Raw genomic sequence first — 20,583 nt, 5'->3', positions numbered from 1 at the left:
CGGTCTTGAGGCGCCTGTGTGTCAGTTTGCTGAAAGATGCTGTCTTGGCATTCGTGAAGTCACATGGCGCGTTGATTGACGCGTTGCGAGACCTGCTCGGTACTTTCCTTGCGTTCGGAATAGCGATCGGTCAGGTAGTCACTGCGGTCCCGCACCAGCAGCGTGAATTTCATCAACTCTTCCATGACATCGACGATGCGGTCATAAAGCGGTGAGGGCTGCATGCGGTTCGCGTCGTCGAATTCCAGGAATGCCTTGGGTACCGAGGATTGGTTGGGGATGGTGAGCATACGCATCCAGCGCCCGAGAACGCGCAGCTGGTTGACCGTATTGAAGGACTGCGAGCCGCCGCAGATCTGCATGACCGCCAGGGTCTTGCCCTGGGTCGGGCGTACGCCTCCCAGAGAAAGTGGAATCCAGTCGATCTGTGCCTTCATGATAGCGCTCATCGAACCGTGACGTTCCGGCGAGCACCACACCATGCCTTCCGACCACTGCGCCAGATCGCGCAGCTCCTGTACCTTGGGATGCGTGGCATCCTCGCTGTCGGGCAGAGGTAGATCGCGTGGATCGAATAGCCGTACGTCGGCGCCCATGGCACGCAGCAAGCGGGCGGCTTCCTCGCTGACTAGGCGGCTGAACGAACGTTCGCGCAATGACCCGTAAAGCATCAGGATGCGCGGCGCATGCGTACCGGGCGGCGTATCGAACAAACCCTCGACGGAGGGAGCAGCGAAGTGCGCGTCCTCGAGGTTGGGAAGATCGTGCATAGGGGCCTCCTGTATGGGATAGTCGGGGATCAACGTCACTTCAATTGTTGTGCAACCATGGAAACCAACGACGCGCTTTCGGCACTCTCGGCGCTGGCGCAGCGCACGCGCCTGGCGATTTTCCGTTATCTGGTCGGTGTCGGCCCCGACGGCGCCTTTGCCGGCGATATCGCCGAGGCGTTGGAAGTATCGCCCTCGACACTCTCCTTTCATCTCAAGGAGCTGTCCCACGCCGGCCTGGTGCATGGCGAATCGCACGGTCGCCATGTGCATTACCGTGCCGATTTCTCGCACATGCGCGGCTTGGTGGATTATTTGACCGCGCATTGTTGCGATGACCAGCCTGAGCAGTGCCGGTTGTCTGACGATGCAGGGCGCTGCTGACCCTGGACCTGCCTCGTTATGCGCTGAGCAGCTGTAGCCAGGCGGCCAGCGCCAGCAGCGTGATCGTCAATACCGGCACGGTGAGCACGATCCCCACTCGAAAATAGTAGCCCCAGCTGATTTGCATGCCCTTGCGTGCCAGCACATGCAGCCAGAGCAGGGTGGCGAGACTGCCGATAGGGGTGATCTTGGGTCCCAGGTCGCTGCCGATGACATTGGCGTAGACCATCGCCCGTTGAGTTAGATCGGCCACGTCGCTGGCGTCGATCGACAGCGCCACGACCAGCACGGTAGGCATGTTGTTCATCACCGAAGATAGCCCGGCGGCGATGAAGCCGGTGCCCAGCGTCGCGAGCCATGGGCCATGCCCGCCTAGCCATTCCAGCCCGCCGGCGATCATGTCGGTGAGACCGGCATTGCGCAGCCCGTAGACCACCAGGTACATGCCCAGCGAGAACACCACGATGTTCCAGGGCGCCTCACGGAGCACCTTGCGAGTGCGAATATGCTGGCCGCGCTGGGCGATGACGAAGAGAATCAGCGCGCCGATGGCGGCGATCACGCAGACCGGCACGCCCAGCGGCTCGGCGACGAAAAAGCCGATCAGCAGTAGGCCTAGTACCCACCAGCCGGCCTTGAATACCGCCGAGTCGCGGATCGCCTCGCGGGGCGCGCGCAATTCCTCGAGCGCATAGGTAGCGGGGATGGCGCGGCGGAAGAACAGGTATAGCATGCCCAGCGATGCTAGGACCGAGACGACGTTGACCATCACCATGACCTTGGCGTATTCGCCAAAGCCGATCTCGAAATAGTCCGCCGAGACGATGTTGACCAGATTGGAGACTACCAGCGGTAGGCTGGCGGTATCGGCGATGAATCCGGCCGCCATGACGAAGGCCAGGGTAGCGCCCGCACTGAATCCCAGAGCGAGGAGCATCTCGAAGACGATGGGCGTGAGAATCAGCGCGGCGCCGTCATTGGCGAAGACTGCCGCCACCAGGGCGCCGAGCAGGACTATCAGGGCGAACAGACGAGGGCCTCGGCCATTGCCCCAGCGCCCGATATGCAGTGCCGCCCACTCGAAGAAGCCGGCCTCGTCGAGGAGCAGGCTGGTGATGATGATGGCGATGAAGGTAAAGGTCGCGTTCCAGACGATGTCCCAGACGGCGGGAATATCCCCGAGATGTATGACGCCGGTGAGCAGGGCGACCAGAGCGCCGGCGCTTGCGCTCCAGCCAATGCCCAGGCCGCGTGGTTGCCAGATGACCAGGACGAGCGTGGCGATGAAGATGGGAAGCGCGAGTAGCATGCTGTGTCCGAGGCGGGTGAGTGGATCATGATCTTTCTATATTTAAATAATTATCGAAATGATGCAAGCTTCCAAGTCGTTAATATTGGCCTGTCTGAAGTGGACCCTGAAATTCGGACCGAGCCCAAGGGTGCGCCTTGAGAATATGGCGTGCGGTTCGCGAAATGCCAACGGAAAACGGTAGAATCTCGCGGTGGCAAGTGCTCGCGCCGCGCTGCATGAACCACAACAATAACCCTTCAGGTGAACCATGACGGCAAGACAGCAACCGAAAAATCTTTGGATCGGCCGCTGGGGCTTCGTGCTGGCGGCGACGGGCTCGGCGGTGGGCCTGGGCAATATCTGGAAGTTTCCCTACATGACCGGGGAGTACGGCGGCGGCGCCTTCGTGCTCGTTTATCTGGCCTGCATTCTGTGTATCGGTATTCCCGCGATGATGACCGAGATTGCCTTCGGGCGGCGCGGTCGCGGCAGTCCCATCGATGCCGTCAAGCGTGTGGCACAGGAGTCCGGGCGCGGCAAGATCTGGTCCGGCTTCGGCTGGATGTCGATGCTCGCTGGGTTCATGATCCTGTCGTTCTACGTGGTCGTCGCCGGGTGGTCGCTGGCCTATCTATGGAAGGCGCTCAGTGGCGGCTTGCAAGGCGGTAGTGTCGACGACATGGCGGCCATCTTCGGGGCCAACAATGCCAATCCGCTGAGCCTGGGCGCATGGAGCACCCTGGTCACGGTGGTGACCATGTGTATCGTCGGCAAAGGGGTGCAGGAAGGCATCGAACGCAACATGCGCTGGATGATGCCGGGGATGGTACTGTTGCTGCTGGCGATGATCGTCTACGCCATGTTCTCGGGTGGTTTCGGCGAGGCGGTGACGTTCCTGTTTTCCTTCGAGATCGGCAAGCTGTCGAGCGCAGGGCTGCTGGCGGCGATGGGACATGCGTTCTTCACGTTGTCACTGTCGGCAGGGGCGATCATGGCCTATGGCGCGTACCTGCCCGATAACAAGTCCATCGCGCGGACGACGTTCACTGTGGCGATCTGCGACACGCTGATTGCGTTGATGGCGGGGCTGGCGATCTTTCCGGCGATTTTCGCCAACGGCATGGATCCGGCCAGCGGCCCGGGATTGATCTTCATGAGTCTGCCTCTGGCATTCCAGCAGATGCCGATGGGGAGTGTACTGCAAGTCATCTTCTTCATGATGCTCAGCGTGGCGGCGTTGACCTCGGCGGTATCGATGGTCGAAGCCACCGTGGCCTGGTTGACCGAGCGCAAGGGCATGAGTCGCAAGGCGGCGGCCTGGAGCAGTGGCATCGTGCTCTGGCTGCTGAGCACCTTGGCCATGCTGTCGTTCAATCTGGGCGCCGATTGGACGCTCGCCGGCAAGAACTTCTTCGATTGGCTCGATTACCTGACATCGCGCTGGATGATGCCGCTGGGCGGTCTGGGACTCTGCCTGATGGCCGGCTTCCTGCTGCGCGATGAGATCTTCCGCGACGAACTGCGCCTTTCCAGGTGGCAGCATGCCCTGTGGCTGTTGATGGTGCGTTATGTCAGTCCGCTGGGGATCGTGCTGATCTTCATCGACGCGCTGGGCGTGATGAGCATCGACATCGGCAGCCAATGGCCGTGGTTCCTAGCGGTGTTGGTGGCGATCACCGTGCTCGGTGAGATGCTGAGTCCGCGCGTGAAGCGCCAGTTCGTCGGTTGAATGCAGCGTAGCAAGTATGCTTTGCATCCATGAAGAAGCCCGGCCAAGGCCGGGCTTCTTCATGTCAGAGTCGCCATGATCGAATCTAGTCTTCGATTTCCCAGGTGACGTTGACGCCGGCGTCGATGGCGATTTCCCCGGCGCGGTATTCCGGCGCGGATTTAGCGTCGGCGGACTCGGCGCGCATCATCATGGTACGCGGTGCGTAGGAGGGTGACTGCGTTTCCTCGATATTGACCACATCGCCGAGACTGACCTCGAGCGTGTCGGCCATCAACTGCGCCTTGTGTCTGGCGCGTTCGAGAGCTTTGGATAGCGCCTTGTCGGTGGCGGCGTCGCGGTCCTTCAGGTCGTATTCGACGCCATCCAGTGCATCCACGCCAGCGGCGGTCAGCGCATCGAGAATGCTCGGCAAACGTTCGAGGTCGCGGATCGTGACACTCACGGGACGCTCTACCTGGGTCCGTACCTGATCTTCCGCGTCATCGTTCTGCTGTGAGCGCGAGATGATCTCGGGGCGAACATTGAGCGAGCCGGCTTGAATGTCGTTGCTTTCCACGCCGGCATCTTCCAGAGCACGAATCAGATCGCCAGTACGTGATTCCAGTTGCTCGCGTGCATCGCCGAGGGCCTGGGCGTCACTGCCTTTCTCGCTCCGAGCCACGGCGGGGGTGCGCTCCCACAAGCGTGCGTTGAGACGCGCCATGTCCGGCGCTACGTCGAGACTCGACTGTGCCTGTACGTGAAGTTCATGCGACGTCTTGGGGCCGGGCTTGGCCTGGGCCTGGGGTACGGCTACCAGCAACGCGCCGAGCAGCGCCGTCGCCATGAAAGGAAGGCGAATATCCTTGCGCATCATGCAAACCTCCTGTGGGTATTGAGAAACTGAGTCGCCGCCAAAGGCGAGCGACTCATGCGAGCATGCTATCCTGCGTGCCCGAAAGTGGCTATGGGAGTCGTGAGGTTGCGCCGTATTTGCTTGTTTCTTGCATACCTGTTGACGATGGCCGCGCTGTCATCGTCAGGCACGGCACAGGCGGCGCTCGAGGTGACCGACGATGCCGGCAATACGGTCACGCTCGAAGCCCCCGCCAAGCGTGTCGTGGCGCTGGCGCCGCATATCGTGGAAATGCTCTATGCGGTGAAGGCCGGCGAACGGCTGGTGGGGGTGCTGCAGGGCAGCGATTACCCCGAGGCGGCCAAGGACGTGTCCCGTGTGGGTAGTTATCGAGGCATCGCGCTGGAGGCCATCATGGCCCGCGAGCCGGACCTCGTCGTGACCTGGCGCAGCGGTACGCCGCGTAGCGTGGTGGAACGTCTCGACGCTCTGGACGTGCCGGTCTACGAGAGCGAGCCACGCCATCTCGACGACGTGGCGGACGATCTGCGTGATCTGGGGCGTCTCACCGGTCACTCGAAGGCGGCGGAGCGCGCGGCCGACGCGTTCGAGTCACGCCTCGCCGCATCGCGGCAAACGCTCAAGGAAACGCCGCGTGTGTTCTATCAATTGGGGCATGACCCCCTGACCACGCTGGGCGATGGGCATATCATCACCCAGGCGATCCGCCATTGCGGGGGGAAACCGTTGTTCGCCGAGCGCTCGGTGCTGGTGCCCGAAATAGGACGTGAAGCGCTGATCGAGGCGCGTCCCGAGGTGATTCTTTCGGCCGCGCGCAACGATGATTGGCAGCATGACTGGCAAGGCCAAGACTGGTTGCCGGCGGTGCGCGATGACCACCTTTACACCCTCGACCCCGATCCCATCAGCCGCCCGGGGCCACGCCTCGTCGAGGGCGTCGAGCAGATCTGCCAGGCTCTGGAGCGGGCATCCCAGTCTCCTTGAGCACGTCACTCAGTAGTCGATGCCACGGCGTGCCTGGAGGCCATCATTGAAAGCATGCCGCACTTCCTGCATCTCGGTGACGGTATCGGCCATGTCGAGCAACTCGCGATGGGCATTGCGCCCGGTGACGATCACCGTCTGCTCGGTGGGCCGGTTGGCGAGTGCCTCGCGGACCGTGGCAATGTCGAGATAGCCGAACTTGAGCATGTAGGTGATCTCGTCGAGCACCACGAGATAGACCTCGGGGTCGTTCAGCAGGCGTTGTGCGTCCGCCCACACGGTCTGGCAGGCCTGGGTGTCCGACTCACGATTCTGAGTCTCCCAGGTGAAGCCGGTGGCCATGATATGCACGCTCAGATTGGGATCGCTCTCGAGGCGTTCGCGCTCGCCGCATTCCCACATGCCCTTGATGAACTGCACCACGCCGGCTCGATAGCCGTAGCCGAGCGCCCGGGTGACGGTGCCCCAGGCGGCGGTGGTCTTGCCTTTGCCGTTGCCGGTAAAGACCAGCAACAGACCGCGCTGCTCGGTGGCGGCGGCGACTTTCTCGTCGACATGCGACTTGAGGTTGCGCATGGCGTTGCGATGGCGGGACTGGCGGTCGGTCATGCGAGGTTCCTGGACAAAAAGGCAACGTAACGCGTCCCGGGTCTGCCCCACAACGTTGCAGACGTGTGTGGTCTACAGGCGCTGTTCAAGTTCTCGCCACAGGCTACGATAGGCGCGGGCCGCAGGGGATGAGCGTGCGAACTGCGTGATCGGCGCGCGCTCGAGCCCCATGCGCTCGACGGCACTGGCGTTGGGAATGGTCGTGGTCAGCATCAGTGGCCAATCCTGATTGAGCGTGGCCATGACCTCGAGATGGAGTTTTTTGCGACGATCGGCGAGCGTGAAGAAGGGCCAGATCGGACAAGAATGGTTGGCCTCGTCGAGGTGCTCGCGCAACTGTTCCAGGGTGCGCAGCGAGAGCGTCGTTGGCACTGTGGGCACCAGCAGGGCGTCAACACTCGAAAAAACATGTTCGGAGAGCGTGGAAATGCTCGGCGGGCAGTCGAGTATCACCAGGTCGTAATCGTCGTGTACCGGCTTGAGAATCTTGCGTAGCCGGCTGAGCTTGCGGCCTTCGAGCAGGTGATCCATCTCCCGCGAGCCGAACGACGCCGGCAGTAGATCGAGGTCGGGTATCTCGCTGGTACGAATGACCTTGTCGAATGAGGCCTTGCCCTTGACGAGCTTGTCCACGCCGCCGCGTACCTTGGGCTTGACGCGTAGATAGAAGGTGGTGGCCGCTTGTGGATCGAGATCCCAAAGCAGTACGCGATGCCCGGCCTGGCTCGCCAGTGCGGCCAGGTTGACGGCAGAGGCGGTCTTGCCCACGCCACCCTTGATACTGTAGATGGCTAGCATTTTCATCGCGGTTTCTCCCAGGCAATAGCGCGTGGGAAATGGTGACAGCCTGTTGTGACATTCATGTTTCAGCCAAACGCCTCATCGACGATCGTGCCAGCGATCCATCAGAATATAACGCAGTATCATGGGTACCTCTTCAATGTGTGATGATTGTCAGGCATCAAGGGATGTACAACCCTGAGGCGCAGGAGGCGGCGGTGGAAGTACTGAGGCGGCGTATCGAGCGCCAGATCATGGGCGTGACCGGCATGGCCTTGGGCGATATCGATTATGAACACCCACCGGGCGACCCTGGCCTTTTCGGGCCGCAGAGCGTGTGCTGGCGCGTGCACAGCGATTTCACCTCGATGCTGTGCGGCGGCATCAGCTCGCTGATGTTGCAGATGTTGCATCCGCTGGCGCTGGCTGGCGTGTGGGATCATTCCAACTTTCGCGACGACATGCTCGGCCGATTGCGTCGCACCAGCCAGTTCATCGCCGCGACCACCTTCGCCTCCACGGCGGATGCCGAGCGGCTCATCGACCGGGTACGGCGCATTCACGACGAGGTGGCGGGCACTACCCCTGATGGGCAGCCCTATACCGCCAACGATCCGGATTTGCTGACGTGGGTGCATGTTGCCGAGGTCAGTCGCTTTCTTGCCGCGCATCTGCGCTATCGCAACCCTGACCTGAGCGTCGCCGACCAAGACCGTTACTATGCCGAAGTGGCGCGTATCGCCGAGGCGCTGGGCGCACGCGACGTGCCGCGTACGCGCGGTGATACCGATGCCTATCTCGAAGCGATGCGTCCGCAGTTGTGCTTCGATGCGCGCACCGCCGAGGTCTTTAGACTGCTGATCGGGGCGCCGGCCCCACACCCGTTGGCGGGGCCGCTGGTGGCGCTGACGATGCGCGCCGGCGTCGACTTGCTACCGTTTTGGGCGGCCGAGATGGCCCACCGCGACATGCCGCGCTGGCAGCGTCACACGGTGCGGGCGGGTGTGCATCGGCTAGTGCCGATACTGCGCTGGTCGATGCGCAATGGTGCCTCGCAACGTGCACGACGACGCGTCGCCGGGACTACGACGACGGCGGCTGGGTCACCGACGGCGCATGACCGTACTTGAGCTCGAACTGCTCGGTCATCTCCTGACATCGCTCCTCGGTTGTGTGGCGTTGGCGATCGGTCATCTCCGGCGCCGCCATCGACTGCCAGCATTGCGCGATACCACGTTCCTCGCCGGCTTCGTCTTCCGGAGTCGCGCCCTGGCTGATGAAGTAAATGATGATGGCGTATACCGCCACGATGAAGGCGATGGCGCCGACGATCAGGCCCAGGCAGCCAAACTTGCTGGCACGGCGCGGTGTCTTTTCGCGCCAGGATGAAGCGTCTTTCACGGCGAGCTCTTTCGTCGATTGAATGCGTCCCGGAGTATAACAAAGCGGCGCTCGGTAGCAGGGCGACGCAATGTCGCGTTCTAGGCTAACACCTGACGAGGTGCGCTCTGCTTGGGTCGCCAAGACGCGGTTGCTATCATGTGCTCATGAACGCTACGCCGCTCCCGCCGCGCCCCGCGTCCCTCGACGATCCGCTTTATTATCTGCACAACTTCCGCAGCGCCTTGCGCTGGCTCGAGGCGTGCTACGTGGATCTGTTCGATGACGACGAGCGCGATTTCCTCGCCCACTTTGAAAGCTTGCCCGAGCCCGCGCAGGCGCTGTGGGTGCGCATGGTCATGCGCAAGGGCGATACCTTCCGTGACGATCGGCTCGACTACGCGGAAATCGGGACGCCGGCTTCGGCCGTGGCGCCGTTGATCGAACGCGGATGGGTGGAAGACGATCCGCCACTGTCGCTGCCGGCATTATGGCCCTTGCTGACCAAGGCCGAGATCGGTCGTCACCTGAACGGGCTGTTGCGCGATCACGGCCTCACCCGTGGCGCGCGCAAGGCGGACATGCTCGAGGTGCTCGCCGAGGCCGATCTTGGCGAGCATCCGCTGACCGCATGGTGTCCCGAGCTTCCCTTCAACGTGGTGCGCATGACACGAATGGCACTATGCGAGCGGCTGCGCTTGATGTTCTTCGGCAACCTGCATCAGGACTGGAGCGAGTTCGTGCTCGCCGACCTTGGCGTCCGCCGCTTCGAGCATGTGCCGCTGAGTCCGGCCTCGCGGGCCTTTCAGTGCCGCGAGGACATCCACACCTACGCACACCTGCATGCCTGTCGCGAGCGACTGGAGGCCGGCGAACCCATCGCCACCATACTCGATGACGTGCCGCCGGCGAATGCCAATCCATGGCTGGAGAATCGGCGCGGCAAGCTGCTGTTCCTGTTGGCTCGAGCGCGTGAGCGCGAAGGTGAGTTGGCGGCGGCGGAAGGTCTCTACGCGAAGAGCGTTCATCCCGGTGCCCGCGGGCGTCGCCTGCGCATGCTGGAACGCCAGGATCGCCACGCCGAGGCCCTGGCATTGGCCAACGACGTCGCGGCGGCGCCGGAAAGCGAGGCCGAACGTCAGCAACTGGACCGCCTGTTGCCGCGTCTTCATCGCCGTCTGGCACTCGCGCCGCCGTCTGTGACCGAGGAGCCAATGCCGGCGCGCCTGGAGGTGACGCTACCGCGCACGGCGTCGGTGGAACGCGCCGTGGCGGAGCATCTGTCGTGCGCGTCGATGCCGGTCTACTATGTCGAGAATACGCTGATCAATGCGCTGTTCGGCTTGCTGTGCTGGGATGCGGTGTTCGCGCCGCTTGCCGGGGCCTTCTTTCATCCATTCCAGCGTGCCCCAGCGGACCTGTTGCGTCCCGAGTTCGCGTCGCGTCGCGAGACGCTCTTCGCCCGCTGTCTGGCGCGTCTCGAGGTGTCCGAGGGCGAGCATGGCTATCGCGCCGTGATCCGCCGTACTTACCACGACAAGCATGGGCTCGAATCCGCTTTCGTGCAGTGGGACGCGCTCGATGACACGCTACTGGATATGGCGCTGGCGTGTCTGCCGGCGGCGCATCTGCGGTTGTGGTTCGAGCGTCTGCTGCGCGATGTGCGTGCCAATCGTGCGGGAATGCCGGATCTGATCCAGTTCCGCCCCGAGCAGGGCGAGTACCGGATGATCGAGGTCAAGGGGCCGGGCGATCGCCTGCAGGACAATCAACGCCGGTGGCTGGCGTTTTGCGCACGTCACGACATGCCCCTCGATGTCTGCCACGTGACGTGGGCGTCATGAGCGAAGCAGTGGACTATACAGTGGCGGTGCGCACCCTGTGCGATTTCACCGCCAAGCGCGGCGATCTCGACTTGCGTTTCACGCCATCGCCCAGCGCTGAAGAAGGCATCGAGGGGCATGCCTGGGTCGCCTCGCGTCGCGCCTCCCATTACGAGTTCGAAGTCGCCTTGAACGGTGTCTATTGGAGCGCGGCCGGGTACGGGCTGCGCGTGCGTGGGCGCGCCGACGGTTTCGACCCGCGACGCGGACGTCTGGAAGAGATCAAGACCCATCGCGGCGACCTGACACGCCAGCCAGACAACCACCGTCATCTGCATTGGGCCCAATTGCGTCTTTATGGCTGGCTGCTGTGTGAGGCGCGAGGTCTCGACGAACTCGAGCTGGCGCTGGTGTATTTCGATATCGCCCGCCAGATCGAGACACCGCTCGTCGAGCGCGTGGACCGCGACACCTTGCGTCATTTCTTCGAGGCGCAGTGCGCGGCGTTTCTCGACTGGGCGTTGCAGGAGACGGCGCACCGTACGGCACGCGACGAGGCGCTCGTGGCGCTGCGTTTCCCGCATGCGAGCTGGCAAGGTGAGCAGCGCACGCTGGCGGAAAACGTCTACAAGGCGGCCAGTACCGGGCGCTCGTTGCTGGCCCAGGCACCGACGGGCACCGGCAAGACTCTGGGGACACTCTTTCCGATGCTCAAGGCGATGCCTACGCAGCGCCTCGATGGTCTGTGTTATCTCGCCGCCAAGACCCCCGGACGACAACTGGCGCTGAATGCGCTGAAACCGGTAGTGGAAACGACGCCGCTGCGTGTGCTGGAACTGACCGCGCGCGACAAGGCCTGCGAGCATCCCGACCTTGCCTGCCACGGCGAGTCCTGCCCGTTGGCAGCGGGTTTTTTCGATAAGATGCCTGGCGCCCGGCGTGTACTGATCGCCGGTGGCGACTGGGATCGCGCGCGTCTGCGCGATGTCGCTCTGACGCATAACGTCTGCCCGTATTATCTGGGCCAGGAAATGGCGCGCTGGAGCGACATCACGGTGGGCGATTATCACTATTACTTCGCCAGCGGCGGCTTGCTGCATCTGTTGGCCCAGACCAACGACTGGCGTCTGGGCGTGCTGGTCGACGAGGCACACAATCTGGTCGAGCGCGCGCGTGATATGTACAGCGCGAGCCTCGATCAAGGCGACCTGCGCGCCCTGATACGCGAGAAACCCGCTGGCGTTAGTGCCGCGCTCAAGCAGCTCAATCGTGAGTGGAACGCGTTGGGTCGTGAGTGTATCAATGAACATACCGCACTCGAGCACGTTCCCGAAGCATGGCTGGCGGCGTTGCAGCGTCTGGTGGGGACGATCGGGCAAGTGGCGGCCGAGCCGCCTTATACCTTGTCCCCGGCCTTGCAGCGTTTCTATTTCGATGCCTTGAAGACGGTGCGCATCGCCGAGCTGTTCGATCGTCACTTCGTGTGCGATATCGCCATGCGCCCGGGCCACCGAGGCATGCGTCATGCGCGCCTGAGCCTGCGCAACATCGTGCCGGCGCCATTGCTGACTCCGCGTTTCAAGGCCGCGCATGCCAGCGTGCTGTTCTCGGCCACTCTGACGCCCGAGCGCTATCAGCGCGATCTGCTGGGATTGCCCGAGGACAGTGTGTGGTTGGATGTGGCGTCGCCCTTCGCCAACGAACAACTCAGCGTGCATATCGCCCGGCATATTTCCACGCGCTTTCGCGACCGTGAGGCATCGCTGGCACCCATTGCTGACCTGATCGCCGCGACCTATGCGCGTCGGCCGGGCAATTATCTGGCCTTCTTCAGCAGTTTCGCCTATCTGGAGGATGTCGCCGCGCGTTTGCAGGAGGCACATCCTGAGGTACCGCAATGGCAACAGGCGCGGGGTATGGACGAAACGGCTCGGGCGGACTTTCTGGCACGCTTCACGTCGGACGGGCGCGGAGTCGGGTTCGCGGTACTCGGCGGGGCCTTCGGCGAAGGCATCGATCTTCCGGGTGAGCGACTGATCGGCGCTTTCATCGCCACCCTGGGGCTGCCGCAGGTCAATCCGGTCAACGAGCAGCGTCGACGCTATCTACAGGCGATGTTCGGCGCCGGCTACGATTATGCTTACGTCTATCCCGGGGTACAGAAGGTGATTCAGGCCGCTGGACGTGTGATTCGCTCCCGCGAAGACCGGGGCACGATTCATCTGATCGACGACCGCTTCGCCGAGCCTCGTATTCAGGCGTTATTGCCGTCATGGTGGCACGTCACCCACAACGTTGATGTCCCGGCTCGCACCCCGGGCGGTGCTTCTCTAGGGTAGGGCGCACATGTTTTGTAAACACCCTCTCAAGGACGAGTAATATGAGCTTGATGCTGAGTGTGGCGCTGTTCGCTGGATGCGCACTGGTGATCGGCGTGGTCGGGACGCGCCTGACCGGCGTGGTGGACACGCTGGCCGATCGTACCGGCATGGGAGAGGCCATCGCCGGAGCGGTGCTGATGGGCATGGCGACCTCGTTATCCGGCATCGTGCTGTCGGTGACGGCGGCCTGGAAGGGTCAGCCCGAACTGGCGATGAGCAACGCCGTGGGCGGGATCGCTGCACAGACGCTGTTTCTTACCGTCGCCGATGTGGCGCTGCGACGCGTCAATCTCGAACATGCGGCAGCGTCTATTGGCAATCTGGCGCAGGGCACATTGTTGATGTGCCTGCTGGGTATGTTGCTGGTGGCGCGTTATTCGCCGGAGTGGACGTTGTGGGGCATTCACCCGGTCACGCCGCTGCTGTTTCTGGGCTACGTATATGGTTTGCGTATCATCGATGAAGTGCGTAGCCAGCCGATGTGGATGCCGCGACGCACGCGTGAAACCCGCGAGGATGCACCGGATGACGACGCCCAGCGCTATTCCTTGACGCGGCTGTGGAGCGGATTCGCCGCTCTGGCCTTGTTGCTGGGCGTGTCCGGCTGGGTGATGGAGAAAGCAGCGACGACGCTGGCGACCGAAACGGGTATGAGCCAGACCGCCGTGGGTATACTGCTGACCTCGGTCGCGACGTCCTTGCCCGAGCTGGTGACTGCCGTGGCCGCCGTACGACGCGGGGCGCTGACCCTGGCCGTGGGCGGGATCATCGGCGGTAACGCCTTCGACACACTGTTTGCCGCCGCCTCGGATATCGCCTATCGCGATGGGTCGATCTATCACGCCGTTTCCGATCAGACATTGCTGTGGATCGCGCTGTCGGTGCTGATGACGGCGGTATTGCTGCTGGGACTGGTGCGCCGTGAGAAACACGGCCCGGCACGTATCGGCTTCGAAAGCGTGGCGCTGGTGCTGTTGTACGGCGCCGGGGCGGTGATGGTTTTCCACGAGGCTTCCTGAATCGAGCGATTCGGCGCGGGCGGATTTCCTCAGTCGAACAGATCGCCCTGGGCATGCGGGGCGCGAAAGGCACTGGTATCGAGCCCCATCTCGGCACGGTCGCCGATGCCCAGGCGCCGGCAGGTGGTGCGGAAACGTTGCGCCAGCAGTTTCGCGAACACGCCTTCGCCGCGCATGCGATGGCCGAAGCGGGCATCGTAATCCTCGCCGCCACGGCACTGGCGGATCAGGCTCATGACCTTGTCGGCGCGTAGCGGGTAGTGCTCGTTGAGCCAGGTCTCGAACAGCGGCGCGACCTCATGCGGCAGGCGTAGTAGCATCCAGGCAGCGGTGCGCGCACCGGCGTCGTGTCCGGCCTCCAGCAGGGACTCGAGTTCATGGTCGGTCAGCCCTGGAATCACCGGCGAAATCAAGGTGCCCACGGGAATGCCGGCCTCGCTGAGTTCGCGGATGACCTTGAGGCGTGTGCGTGGCGCTGCCGTACGCGGTTCAAGTGTGCGCTTGAGGTCGTCGTCGAGGCTGGTCAGGCTGACGAAGACGCGCACCAGGCGGTGCTCGGCCATCTCGGCAAGCAAGGCCTTGTCGCGCAGAATCAAGGCGCTCTTGGTGACTAGCGTCACGGGGTGGCGGGTCTCCAGCAGCAGTTCCAGCAGGGCTCGGGTCGTGCCGCGCTCGGCCTCCAGCGGCTGATAGCAATCGGTATTGCCCGACAAGTTGATCGGGCGACAGACGTAGCCGGGTTTGTCGAGTTCGTCGCGTAGCCGCTCGACCATGCCGGTGCGCGCGATCAGCTTGGTTTCGAAGTCGAGCCCTGGCGACATGTCCCAGTAGGCATGGCTGGGGCGTGCGTAGCAGTAGATGCAGCCGTGCTCGCAACCGCGATAGGGGTTCAACGAGCGATCGAAGGAAAGATCCGGCGAGTGGTTCCAGGACAGCGCGCTCTTGGCGGGCTCGTCACGCACCTGTGTCGCCAGCCGTGTCGGCGCTTCTTCTTGCCACCAGCCGTCGTCGATGGCCTCGCTGACCGTGGGCGAAAAGCGATTGTGAGGGTCGAAGGTCGCGCCGCGTCCCTTGCGGGCCTGGGAACGGTTTCTGGGCGTCGTCATCATGCAATGCCTCGACTGTATATAAGTACAGTATAGACATCATGGAAATGGGTTCAACCCGACCGGCGTGGTGTCATACCGGCGGATAGCCCAGCGCCTCGCGTAAACGCTCGGCATGCGCGGCGACCCACGTCGGGTCGATGGGTCCCCAGTCGCGGATGACATAGCGCCCGATATGATGTCGGGCACCGGCTTGCTGCTCGAATTCGCAGTGAACGTCCAGCTCCACGAGGGCATTGACAGTGTCCTGCGCGGTGCGACGCGGCATGCCGGTGGCGTCGATCAGCGCGGGTACGCTGGCCGTGCCGTGGTCAATGAGGTGCGCGACATATAGCCGGCGATAGAAGCTGCTTTGGGTCTTGCTCAAGGCCATGGATGCTCTCCTGTAAAGGTCCATACAGCATAACGCCCCGCTCCCATGAAGGGGCAGGGCGCATGCGTGGCATCGTGTGGTAAAAGGCGAATCAGAAGCGCAGTGTCACGCCGCCTTCCACGTAGCGATCCTGGGTATTGTAACCATCGACCAGTTGGTACTCCTTGTCGAAGGCGTTCTCCATCTTGGCCGAGAGCTCGACCATGGGCGTGACCTGCCAACTGGTCCGCAGGTCGACCACGCCGTAGCCTCCCATCATGGTGTCGGTGCTGTCGCGGCGATCTCCTGAGCCGCGTAGCGTGGTGCCGAAGGACCAGGCCTGGTAGGTATAGTCGGCATCAATGCGACCATAGAGCTTGGAACGACTTGCTAGACGTTCTCCGGTGTCACGGTTTTTGGGATCCTGGTGAGTCAGGCTAGCTTTCAGGGAGAGGTTGTCGCCTTGCCAGCCGCCGCTGAGTTCGACTCCGCGTATGCGGGCTTCGTCGACGTTGTAGTTCCGGTAGCTGTTGTTACCGATGTCAGAGTAGACGATCAGGTCGTCTATGCGATTCTCAAATAGCGTGGCGCGTGCGTTCCATGGTCCTTTTTCGAATGACCAGAAGGCTTCGATATTCTTGGATTCTTCCGCCTTGAGGTCCGGATTGGCGCCCCAGCTTTCGGGTCCATAGAGTTCTTGTAAGCTAGGGGCTTTGTAAGCCGTACTGTAGGAAATACCTGTGCGTTGGCTGGTGCTTAGTTGGTAAGCATAACCCAAGCTACCGGTAGTCTTATCGCCGAACAGTGAATCATCGTCGTAGCGCAAGGAGCCGGAAAGCTCGTGGACACCGTAGGTACGCTGCATCATGCCATAGACGCCGTAATTTTCACGGCTATCTTTTTGGTAGCTATTTCCGCCGACATTATCCTGATAATCGATCTTATCTTGACGGTAGTCGACGCCGATGACATCGACGCCATGCTCTCGAGTAAAGCGGTGTTGAATGCCTGCCTCATTGCGATGTGATTCGCTTAGAGTCGTGCGAGTGCCTTCATCACGTTCCTCACGTTGTTCGTCGAAATGGCCGGCGGTGATCTGCATCTGCCAGTCTGGCTGAAGCTGGACATCGAGCTCACCGCTAAAGGATTGCAGATAGCCTTTAGTAAGCATATCCTCGCAGCCAAGTGAATAGCCGACAATACAGCTGTCGTATTCGCCCTCGAAGTTCTGGCGCAGTGCGTTGACGCTCACGTCGACGTCATCGTTGATGCGATGTGAAAGTCCCAGTTGGGCACCTTCGCGCTCGAAGCCGTCACGCTCGCCGCTGTCGTCCGCCTGGGTGGCGTTGAAGCCATCGCCATCGCGGTGAAAGAGCGAGGCGTTCAGCCGGGTGTCGTCATCGCCGGTGGCGACCCAGGCGCTCTGGCGCTGGGTGCTGTCGCTGCCTGCGCTCGCCTTTAGCCCGCCTTGCGTGCCGGTATTCGTGCCGTGCCGCGTGAAAACCTGAATGACACCGCCGATGGCGTCAGCGCCATAAGCGGCGGCTCTTGGCCCACGTACGATCTCGATACGCTCGATGGCCTCGAGTGGCAGCATTTCCAGGCTGGCACCGCCACTGGTCGCCGAGTTGATGCGCACACCATCGACCAGAACCAGGCTATGGTCGGATTCGGTACCGCGCATGAACAAACTGGAGAGCGTCCCTGGTGGTCCGTTCTGCGTCATTTCGATGCCCGCGCGGCCCTGCAGCAGGTCGATGACTGAGCCGGCCTGGCTACGTTCGATATCATCGCGGTCGATGATGGTGGTGCTTGCCAGCACATCGCTCTGCGACTGGGGGAGTCGGTTGGCGGTGACCTGAATATCGGATAGTCGTTGATCGCCCTGCGCCTGTGCGCTGCCCGCCACTACAATGGCCAGCCACAGCAGATTTTTGTTATGCAACATATAAAAACGCCTCATCAGCGTAAGAAACGAGTTACGCGATGAGGAGGACAAGAGGTGACGCCGCCGCGTCGCCTGGACAGCGTAAATGCAACGGTCGCCACTGGCGAAGCCCTCCGCATCAGCCAGTGCTGAGACGCAGGCCGGTCTCCGGACTGACGCGCTGGCGGCGGAAAAGATCCGACACCGGGCGGAAACGCCTTCCCACTCGAGCTAAGCAAAGAGCAGTGACGGTCGCATGCGCGGCTGGCAGCGACGATTTCCGATGTAGCGCGATTACCGTTGCGGGGGCAGTACGGGACTTTCACCCGTTTCCCGAGCACCTGGGTCTCGACGGGTGGGGATTCTGCTTGGCCGTTACCGCTAAGTCAAACGCCGGTCATGTCAAGTACGCGGAGCTTGATCGCCGGCCGCTCGTCGGGCCGCCATGAAACCGGTCACTGGCTTTCGGGTTCATGCAGGACCAGCTCGACACGACGATTCGCCGCGCGTCCCTCGGCCGTGGCATTGCTTTTTAGCGGGTGCGTGTCGGCATACCCCACCGCGCGTAGCTCATTGCTATCGAGTCCTTCTTCTACCAGGAAGCGTAAGACGGCGGTGGCACGTGCCGTGGAGAGTTCCCAGTTGGAGGGGAAACGGTCGGTGGCGATGGGCCGGCTATCCGTATGACCCTCGATGGTGATATCGCCCTCGTATTGCTGCAGTGAGTCCAGCAGCTGGCGCAGAACCTCGCGGCCCTCGTCGGTGAGGCCGGCGCGGCTGCTGGAAAACAGCAGGCGGTTCTCGATGCGGAAGTTCAGTGTCCGGGCGCTTTGTGTCACGACCACGCCATCGATCAAGGGCTTGAGCGTACTCGTCAGTTGGCGCACGCGACGGGGATCGCGGGAGGCCTCGACGCTCGTCATCAAGGTCTTGGCGGGCGCCGGGTTGACCATGATCACGCGTGGCGGCCGTGGCGACATCGGCGGTGGCGTATAGAAAGCGGTGTCACGCGGCGCAACGTAGCGTTTGTTCGAACGCGGTGGGGTATAGAAGTTCGGCGACCATGCGGGCGCTTGCAGTGTGGGCACGCCCAGGGCGGGGAAGGCGAGTGCCGTGTCGCTGGCGGTGCTGTCGTCGTTTCCGGTTAATGCCAATAACAGTACGAACAAGGTGATCAGCAAGGTGAGCATGTCGAGATAGCTCATCAGCCAGCCGCCGCCTTCATCGCCCGCGTGATTGACAGGGGCGATCAAGGTATCGCTGGCGTCGATGGCGTAGCGATGCGTCGCACGGCTCATGCCACCGTTTCCTCCTCACGTGACCGCTTGGGCGTACGAGGTGCCGGTTCGCGGATCTCGTCCTGGTGCTCGGCCATGAAGGAATTAAGCGTGTCCTCGACGAACGATGGCAGGCGGCGCTTGGCGATCAGCATCACCCCTTCCATGACCATGTGCATTTCGATCAGACGTTCCTCGGTGCGGCGTTCCAGTTTGACTGCAATCGGCTTGAAAAGCAGGTTGGCGAGCAGGATGCCGTAGAACGTCGACATCAGGGCGATGGCAAGGCGCGGACCGATTACCGTCAAGTCGCCGCCGTCGATCACCTCGAGCATGTTGATCAGGCCGATCAAGGTGCCCAGCATGCCGAACGCTGGTGCATAGGTGGCCATGGTGCGGAAGATCTGCGACTCGGCGTACTCGCGCGCTCGCATGCGTGCGATGCGCCAACGCAGGACGTCGTGAATCTCGTCGTCCTGGGTATTGGCGATGACCAGCGATACTCCGGTGCGCAGGAAGGGGTTGCGCGTGTCTTCGAGCTCGGCTTCGATGGCGCGAATGTTGCCACGAAACCAGTGGCGCGCCATGGAGACCAGCGTCTGGATATCCTCGTCGATACGGCTGTTCTCGCGACGGAAGACGAGTCCCACCAAGCGCGAGACGCGCACCACCTCGCGCATGGGATAGCTGATGAACGTAGCGGCCAGCGTGCCGGTGATGACGATGGCGAGGCCGGGGAAATTGAAGAAGCTGCTGGGCGTTTGCGCGGTGAAGAGCACGACGGTGGCGAGCAGCAGCACACTGGCGGCGATGCCGATCAAGGTCGACGGGTTCATGGGCGTTGTCCGATGCAGGAGCAGCATGAAAGCGATAAAGCGAGATGGCCAAGGGTTACCATGACGCATGGTACGCGCGGCATGAATATGCAAAGCGTGTATTTGCCGTGTGCTTTGTGCGCTTTTCAACGACTAGAGGACGGCTAGGATAAGGCGTCCGTGAAACCAGGCGGGTCGTCACTGATCACGGCATCGACGCCCCATGCCCAGCGGGGCAGAAAAACCGCCGGGTCGTTGGCGGTATAACACAGCAGGCGCAGGCCGGCTTCACGTACGGCGCTGGCAGCGGCGGGTTTCAGCTTGCGCCAGTCGAGGTGGACGCTATACGCCAGAAGGTTTTCGGCATCCGCGCGCCAGTCTTCGGGAAGCTTGTCGTAGAGCAGCCCCAGGCGTAGCCGGTGCGGATCGTTCTCTATTTCGCGCGCAGCGCGCAGCCCGTCTCGGTCGAACGAGGACACCAGCAGTCGCGAGGGTGGAAGCGCTGCCTGCAGACGCGGAACGACGGCCTTGGCCAGAGCTTCAGGGCTCTGCCGATAGCTGATCTTGAGCTCGAGATTGAGCCCCATGTCGCATTCGGCGATCAGTGCCAGCATCTCGTCGAGCGTCGCCATGCGCTCGTGGCGAAACGCCGGGCTGAACCAACTGCCCACGTCCAGTTGGTGTGCCTGAGCGAGATCGAGATGCCGCAACTTGCCGCGTCCGTTGGAGCAGCGCCGTACGCCGGCATCGTGCCAGATCACCGGGGTGCCATCGCCGAGTTGCTGGACATCGAGTTCCACCCAACGGCATCCGGCCGCATGGGCGGCGCGTACCGCCGCCAGCGTGTTCTCGGGGGCATGCGCGGAAAGCCCGCGATGCGCGATAACGTGGGGGAGTACGAGGCCTGTCTCGCTGATCGGCGAGGCTTGTACCTCGCGCTGGGCAGCGGCTGTCGGCGGCAAGGTGGTACTGCTTGAAGAAAGTGGCATGTAAACGAACCTCGCGAATGGCCGATGAGTATTATGGCATGCCGTACCGGCATTGGTTCAGTGGTGGAAGGCATGCCGTTCACGTCGGGTTTGCCGCCTAGGTTGAGA

The 20,583-nt window shown here is 62.4% G+C and carries 19 protein-coding genes and 1 riboswitch; of the genes, 7 read left to right on the top strand and 12 right to left on the bottom strand.

Going from position 1 to position 20,583, the window contains the following annotated elements:
* Positions 1-59: 59 nt before the first annotated feature.
* Positions 60-770: an arsenical resistance protein ArsH gene (gene arsH / locus OP496_RS00835; protein ID WP_280561429.1), complete on the bottom strand. Its 711-nt coding sequence runs from the start codon at positions 768-770 to the stop codon at positions 60-62.
* A gap of 57 nt (positions 771-827) precedes the next feature.
* On the opposite strand from arsH, the gene OP496_RS00830 reads away from it, so the two are divergent.
* Positions 828-1,154, top strand: coding sequence for a metalloregulator ArsR/SmtB family transcription factor (locus OP496_RS00830; RefSeq protein ID WP_280561428.1), 327 nt, complete (start codon positions 828-830; stop codon positions 1,152-1,154).
* A gap of 16 nt (positions 1,155-1,170) precedes the next feature.
* Here OP496_RS00830 and OP496_RS00825 read toward each other — a convergent pair whose 3' ends face one another.
* Entirely contained in the window at positions 1,171-2,463 is a 1,293-nt protein-coding gene (locus OP496_RS00825) for an arsenic transporter (protein ID WP_280561427.1), read from the bottom strand.
* A gap of 250 nt (positions 2,464-2,713) precedes the next feature.
* On the opposite strand from OP496_RS00825, the gene OP496_RS00820 reads away from it, so the two are divergent.
* Entirely contained in the window at positions 2,714-4,174 is a 1,461-nt protein-coding gene (locus tag OP496_RS00820) for a sodium-dependent transporter (RefSeq protein ID WP_280561426.1), read from the top strand.
* Positions 4,175-4,259: 85 nt separating this feature from the next.
* Here OP496_RS00820 and OP496_RS00815 read toward each other — a convergent pair whose 3' ends face one another.
* Positions 4,260-5,033: an SIMPL domain-containing protein gene (locus OP496_RS00815; protein WP_280561425.1), complete on the bottom strand. Its 774-nt coding sequence runs from the start codon at positions 5,031-5,033 to the stop codon at positions 4,260-4,262.
* A gap of 105 nt (positions 5,034-5,138) precedes the next feature.
* Between OP496_RS00815 and OP496_RS00810 the strand changes: the two genes are divergently transcribed.
* On the top strand, positions 5,139-6,017 hold the full coding sequence (locus OP496_RS00810) for a cobalamin-binding protein (protein ID WP_280561424.1): 879 nt from the start codon (positions 5,139-5,141) through the stop codon (positions 6,015-6,017).
* Positions 6,018-6,026: 9 nt separating this feature from the next.
* Here OP496_RS00810 and cobO read toward each other — a convergent pair whose 3' ends face one another.
* Together cobO and OP496_RS00800 are read right to left on the bottom strand one after the other, a co-directional pair.
* Positions 6,027-6,626: a cob(I)yrinic acid a,c-diamide adenosyltransferase gene (cobO, locus tag OP496_RS00805; protein WP_280561422.1), complete on the bottom strand. Its 600-nt coding sequence runs from the start codon at positions 6,624-6,626 to the stop codon at positions 6,027-6,029.
* A 72-nt stretch (positions 6,627-6,698) separates the two neighbouring features.
* Positions 6,699-7,430, bottom strand: a complete 732-nt coding sequence (locus OP496_RS00800) for a ParA family protein (RefSeq protein ID WP_280561421.1) — start codon at positions 7,428-7,430, stop codon at positions 6,699-6,701.
* Between the two features lie 164 nt (positions 7,431-7,594).
* Here OP496_RS00800 and OP496_RS00795 point away from each other — a divergent pair, with 164 nt between their 5' ends.
* Entirely contained in the window at positions 7,595-8,536 is a 942-nt protein-coding gene (locus tag OP496_RS00795; protein ID WP_280561420.1) for an oxygenase MpaB family protein, read from the top strand.
* Here the strand turns inward: OP496_RS00795 and OP496_RS00790 are convergent.
* On the bottom strand, positions 8,490-8,807 hold the full coding sequence (locus OP496_RS00790) for a hypothetical protein (protein WP_280561419.1): 318 nt from the start codon (positions 8,805-8,807) through the stop codon (positions 8,490-8,492). The two genes, OP496_RS00795 and OP496_RS00790, sit on opposite strands and share 47 nt — an antisense overlap.
* A 146-nt stretch (positions 8,808-8,953) precedes the next feature.
* On the opposite strand from OP496_RS00790, the gene OP496_RS00785 reads away from it, so the two are divergent.
* Genes OP496_RS00785 through OP496_RS00775 form a run of 3 tightly spaced genes read left to right on the top strand, consistent with a single transcriptional unit; the run spans position 8,954 to position 14,009 of the window.
* Positions 8,954-10,630, top strand: a complete 1,677-nt coding sequence (locus tag OP496_RS00785; RefSeq protein ID WP_280561417.1) for a VRR-NUC domain-containing protein — start codon at positions 8,954-8,956, stop codon at positions 10,628-10,630.
* On the top strand, positions 10,627-12,948 hold the full coding sequence (locus OP496_RS00780; protein WP_280561416.1) for a helicase C-terminal domain-containing protein: 2,322 nt from the start codon (positions 10,627-10,629) through the stop codon (positions 12,946-12,948). Before OP496_RS00785 ends, OP496_RS00780 begins: the two co-directional genes overlap by 4 nt.
* A 41-nt stretch (positions 12,949-12,989) precedes the next feature.
* Positions 12,990-14,009, top strand: coding sequence for a sodium:calcium antiporter (locus tag OP496_RS00775; protein ID WP_280561414.1), 1,020 nt, complete (start codon positions 12,990-12,992; stop codon positions 14,007-14,009).
* A 29-nt stretch (positions 14,010-14,038) separates the two neighbouring features.
* Here OP496_RS00775 and OP496_RS00770 read toward each other — a convergent pair whose 3' ends face one another.
* The 6 genes from OP496_RS00770 to OP496_RS00745 form a co-directional block, all read right to left on the bottom strand.
* Positions 14,039-15,115, bottom strand: a complete 1,077-nt coding sequence (locus tag OP496_RS00770; RefSeq protein ID WP_280561883.1) for a PA0069 family radical SAM protein — start codon at positions 15,113-15,115, stop codon at positions 14,039-14,041.
* 73 nt (positions 15,116-15,188) lie between these two features.
* Positions 15,189-15,488: a winged helix-turn-helix domain-containing protein gene (locus OP496_RS00765; RefSeq protein ID WP_280561412.1), complete on the bottom strand. Its 300-nt coding sequence runs from the start codon at positions 15,486-15,488 to the stop codon at positions 15,189-15,191.
* 91 nt (positions 15,489-15,579) lie between these two features.
* Positions 15,580-17,415: a TonB-dependent receptor gene (locus tag OP496_RS00760; RefSeq protein ID WP_280561411.1), complete on the bottom strand. Its 1,836-nt coding sequence runs from the start codon at positions 17,413-17,415 to the stop codon at positions 15,580-15,582.
* Between the two features lie 120 nt (positions 17,416-17,535).
* Positions 17,536-17,754: riboswitch (cobalamin riboswitch) on the bottom strand.
* A 95-nt stretch (positions 17,755-17,849) separates the two neighbouring features.
* The gene (locus tag OP496_RS00755; RefSeq protein ID WP_280561410.1) at positions 17,850-18,692 is read right to left on the bottom strand and encodes an OmpA family protein; all 843 of its coding nucleotides are present in this window, start codon (positions 18,690-18,692) and stop codon (positions 17,850-17,852) included.
* The gene (locus OP496_RS00750) at positions 18,689-19,507 is read right to left on the bottom strand and encodes a MotA/TolQ/ExbB proton channel family protein (RefSeq protein ID WP_280561409.1); all 819 of its coding nucleotides are present in this window, start codon (positions 19,505-19,507) and stop codon (positions 18,689-18,691) included. Before OP496_RS00750 ends, OP496_RS00755 begins: the two co-directional genes overlap by 4 nt.
* A 143-nt stretch (positions 19,508-19,650) precedes the next feature.
* Positions 19,651-20,403 carry a glycerophosphodiester phosphodiesterase family protein gene (locus OP496_RS00745; RefSeq protein WP_280561882.1) on the bottom strand — a complete coding sequence of 251 codons (753 nt, stop codon included), beginning with the start codon at positions 20,401-20,403 and terminating at the stop codon, positions 19,651-19,653.
* Positions 20,404-20,583 lie beyond the last annotated feature (180 nt).

The sequence above is a fragment of the Chromohalobacter sp. 48-RD10 genome, from assembly GCF_029889785.1.
In the GTDB taxonomy this organism is placed as follows: Bacteria; Pseudomonadota; Gammaproteobacteria; order Pseudomonadales; family Halomonadaceae; genus Chromohalobacter.
This window is presented reverse-complemented; position numbering and strand designations above follow the sequence as displayed.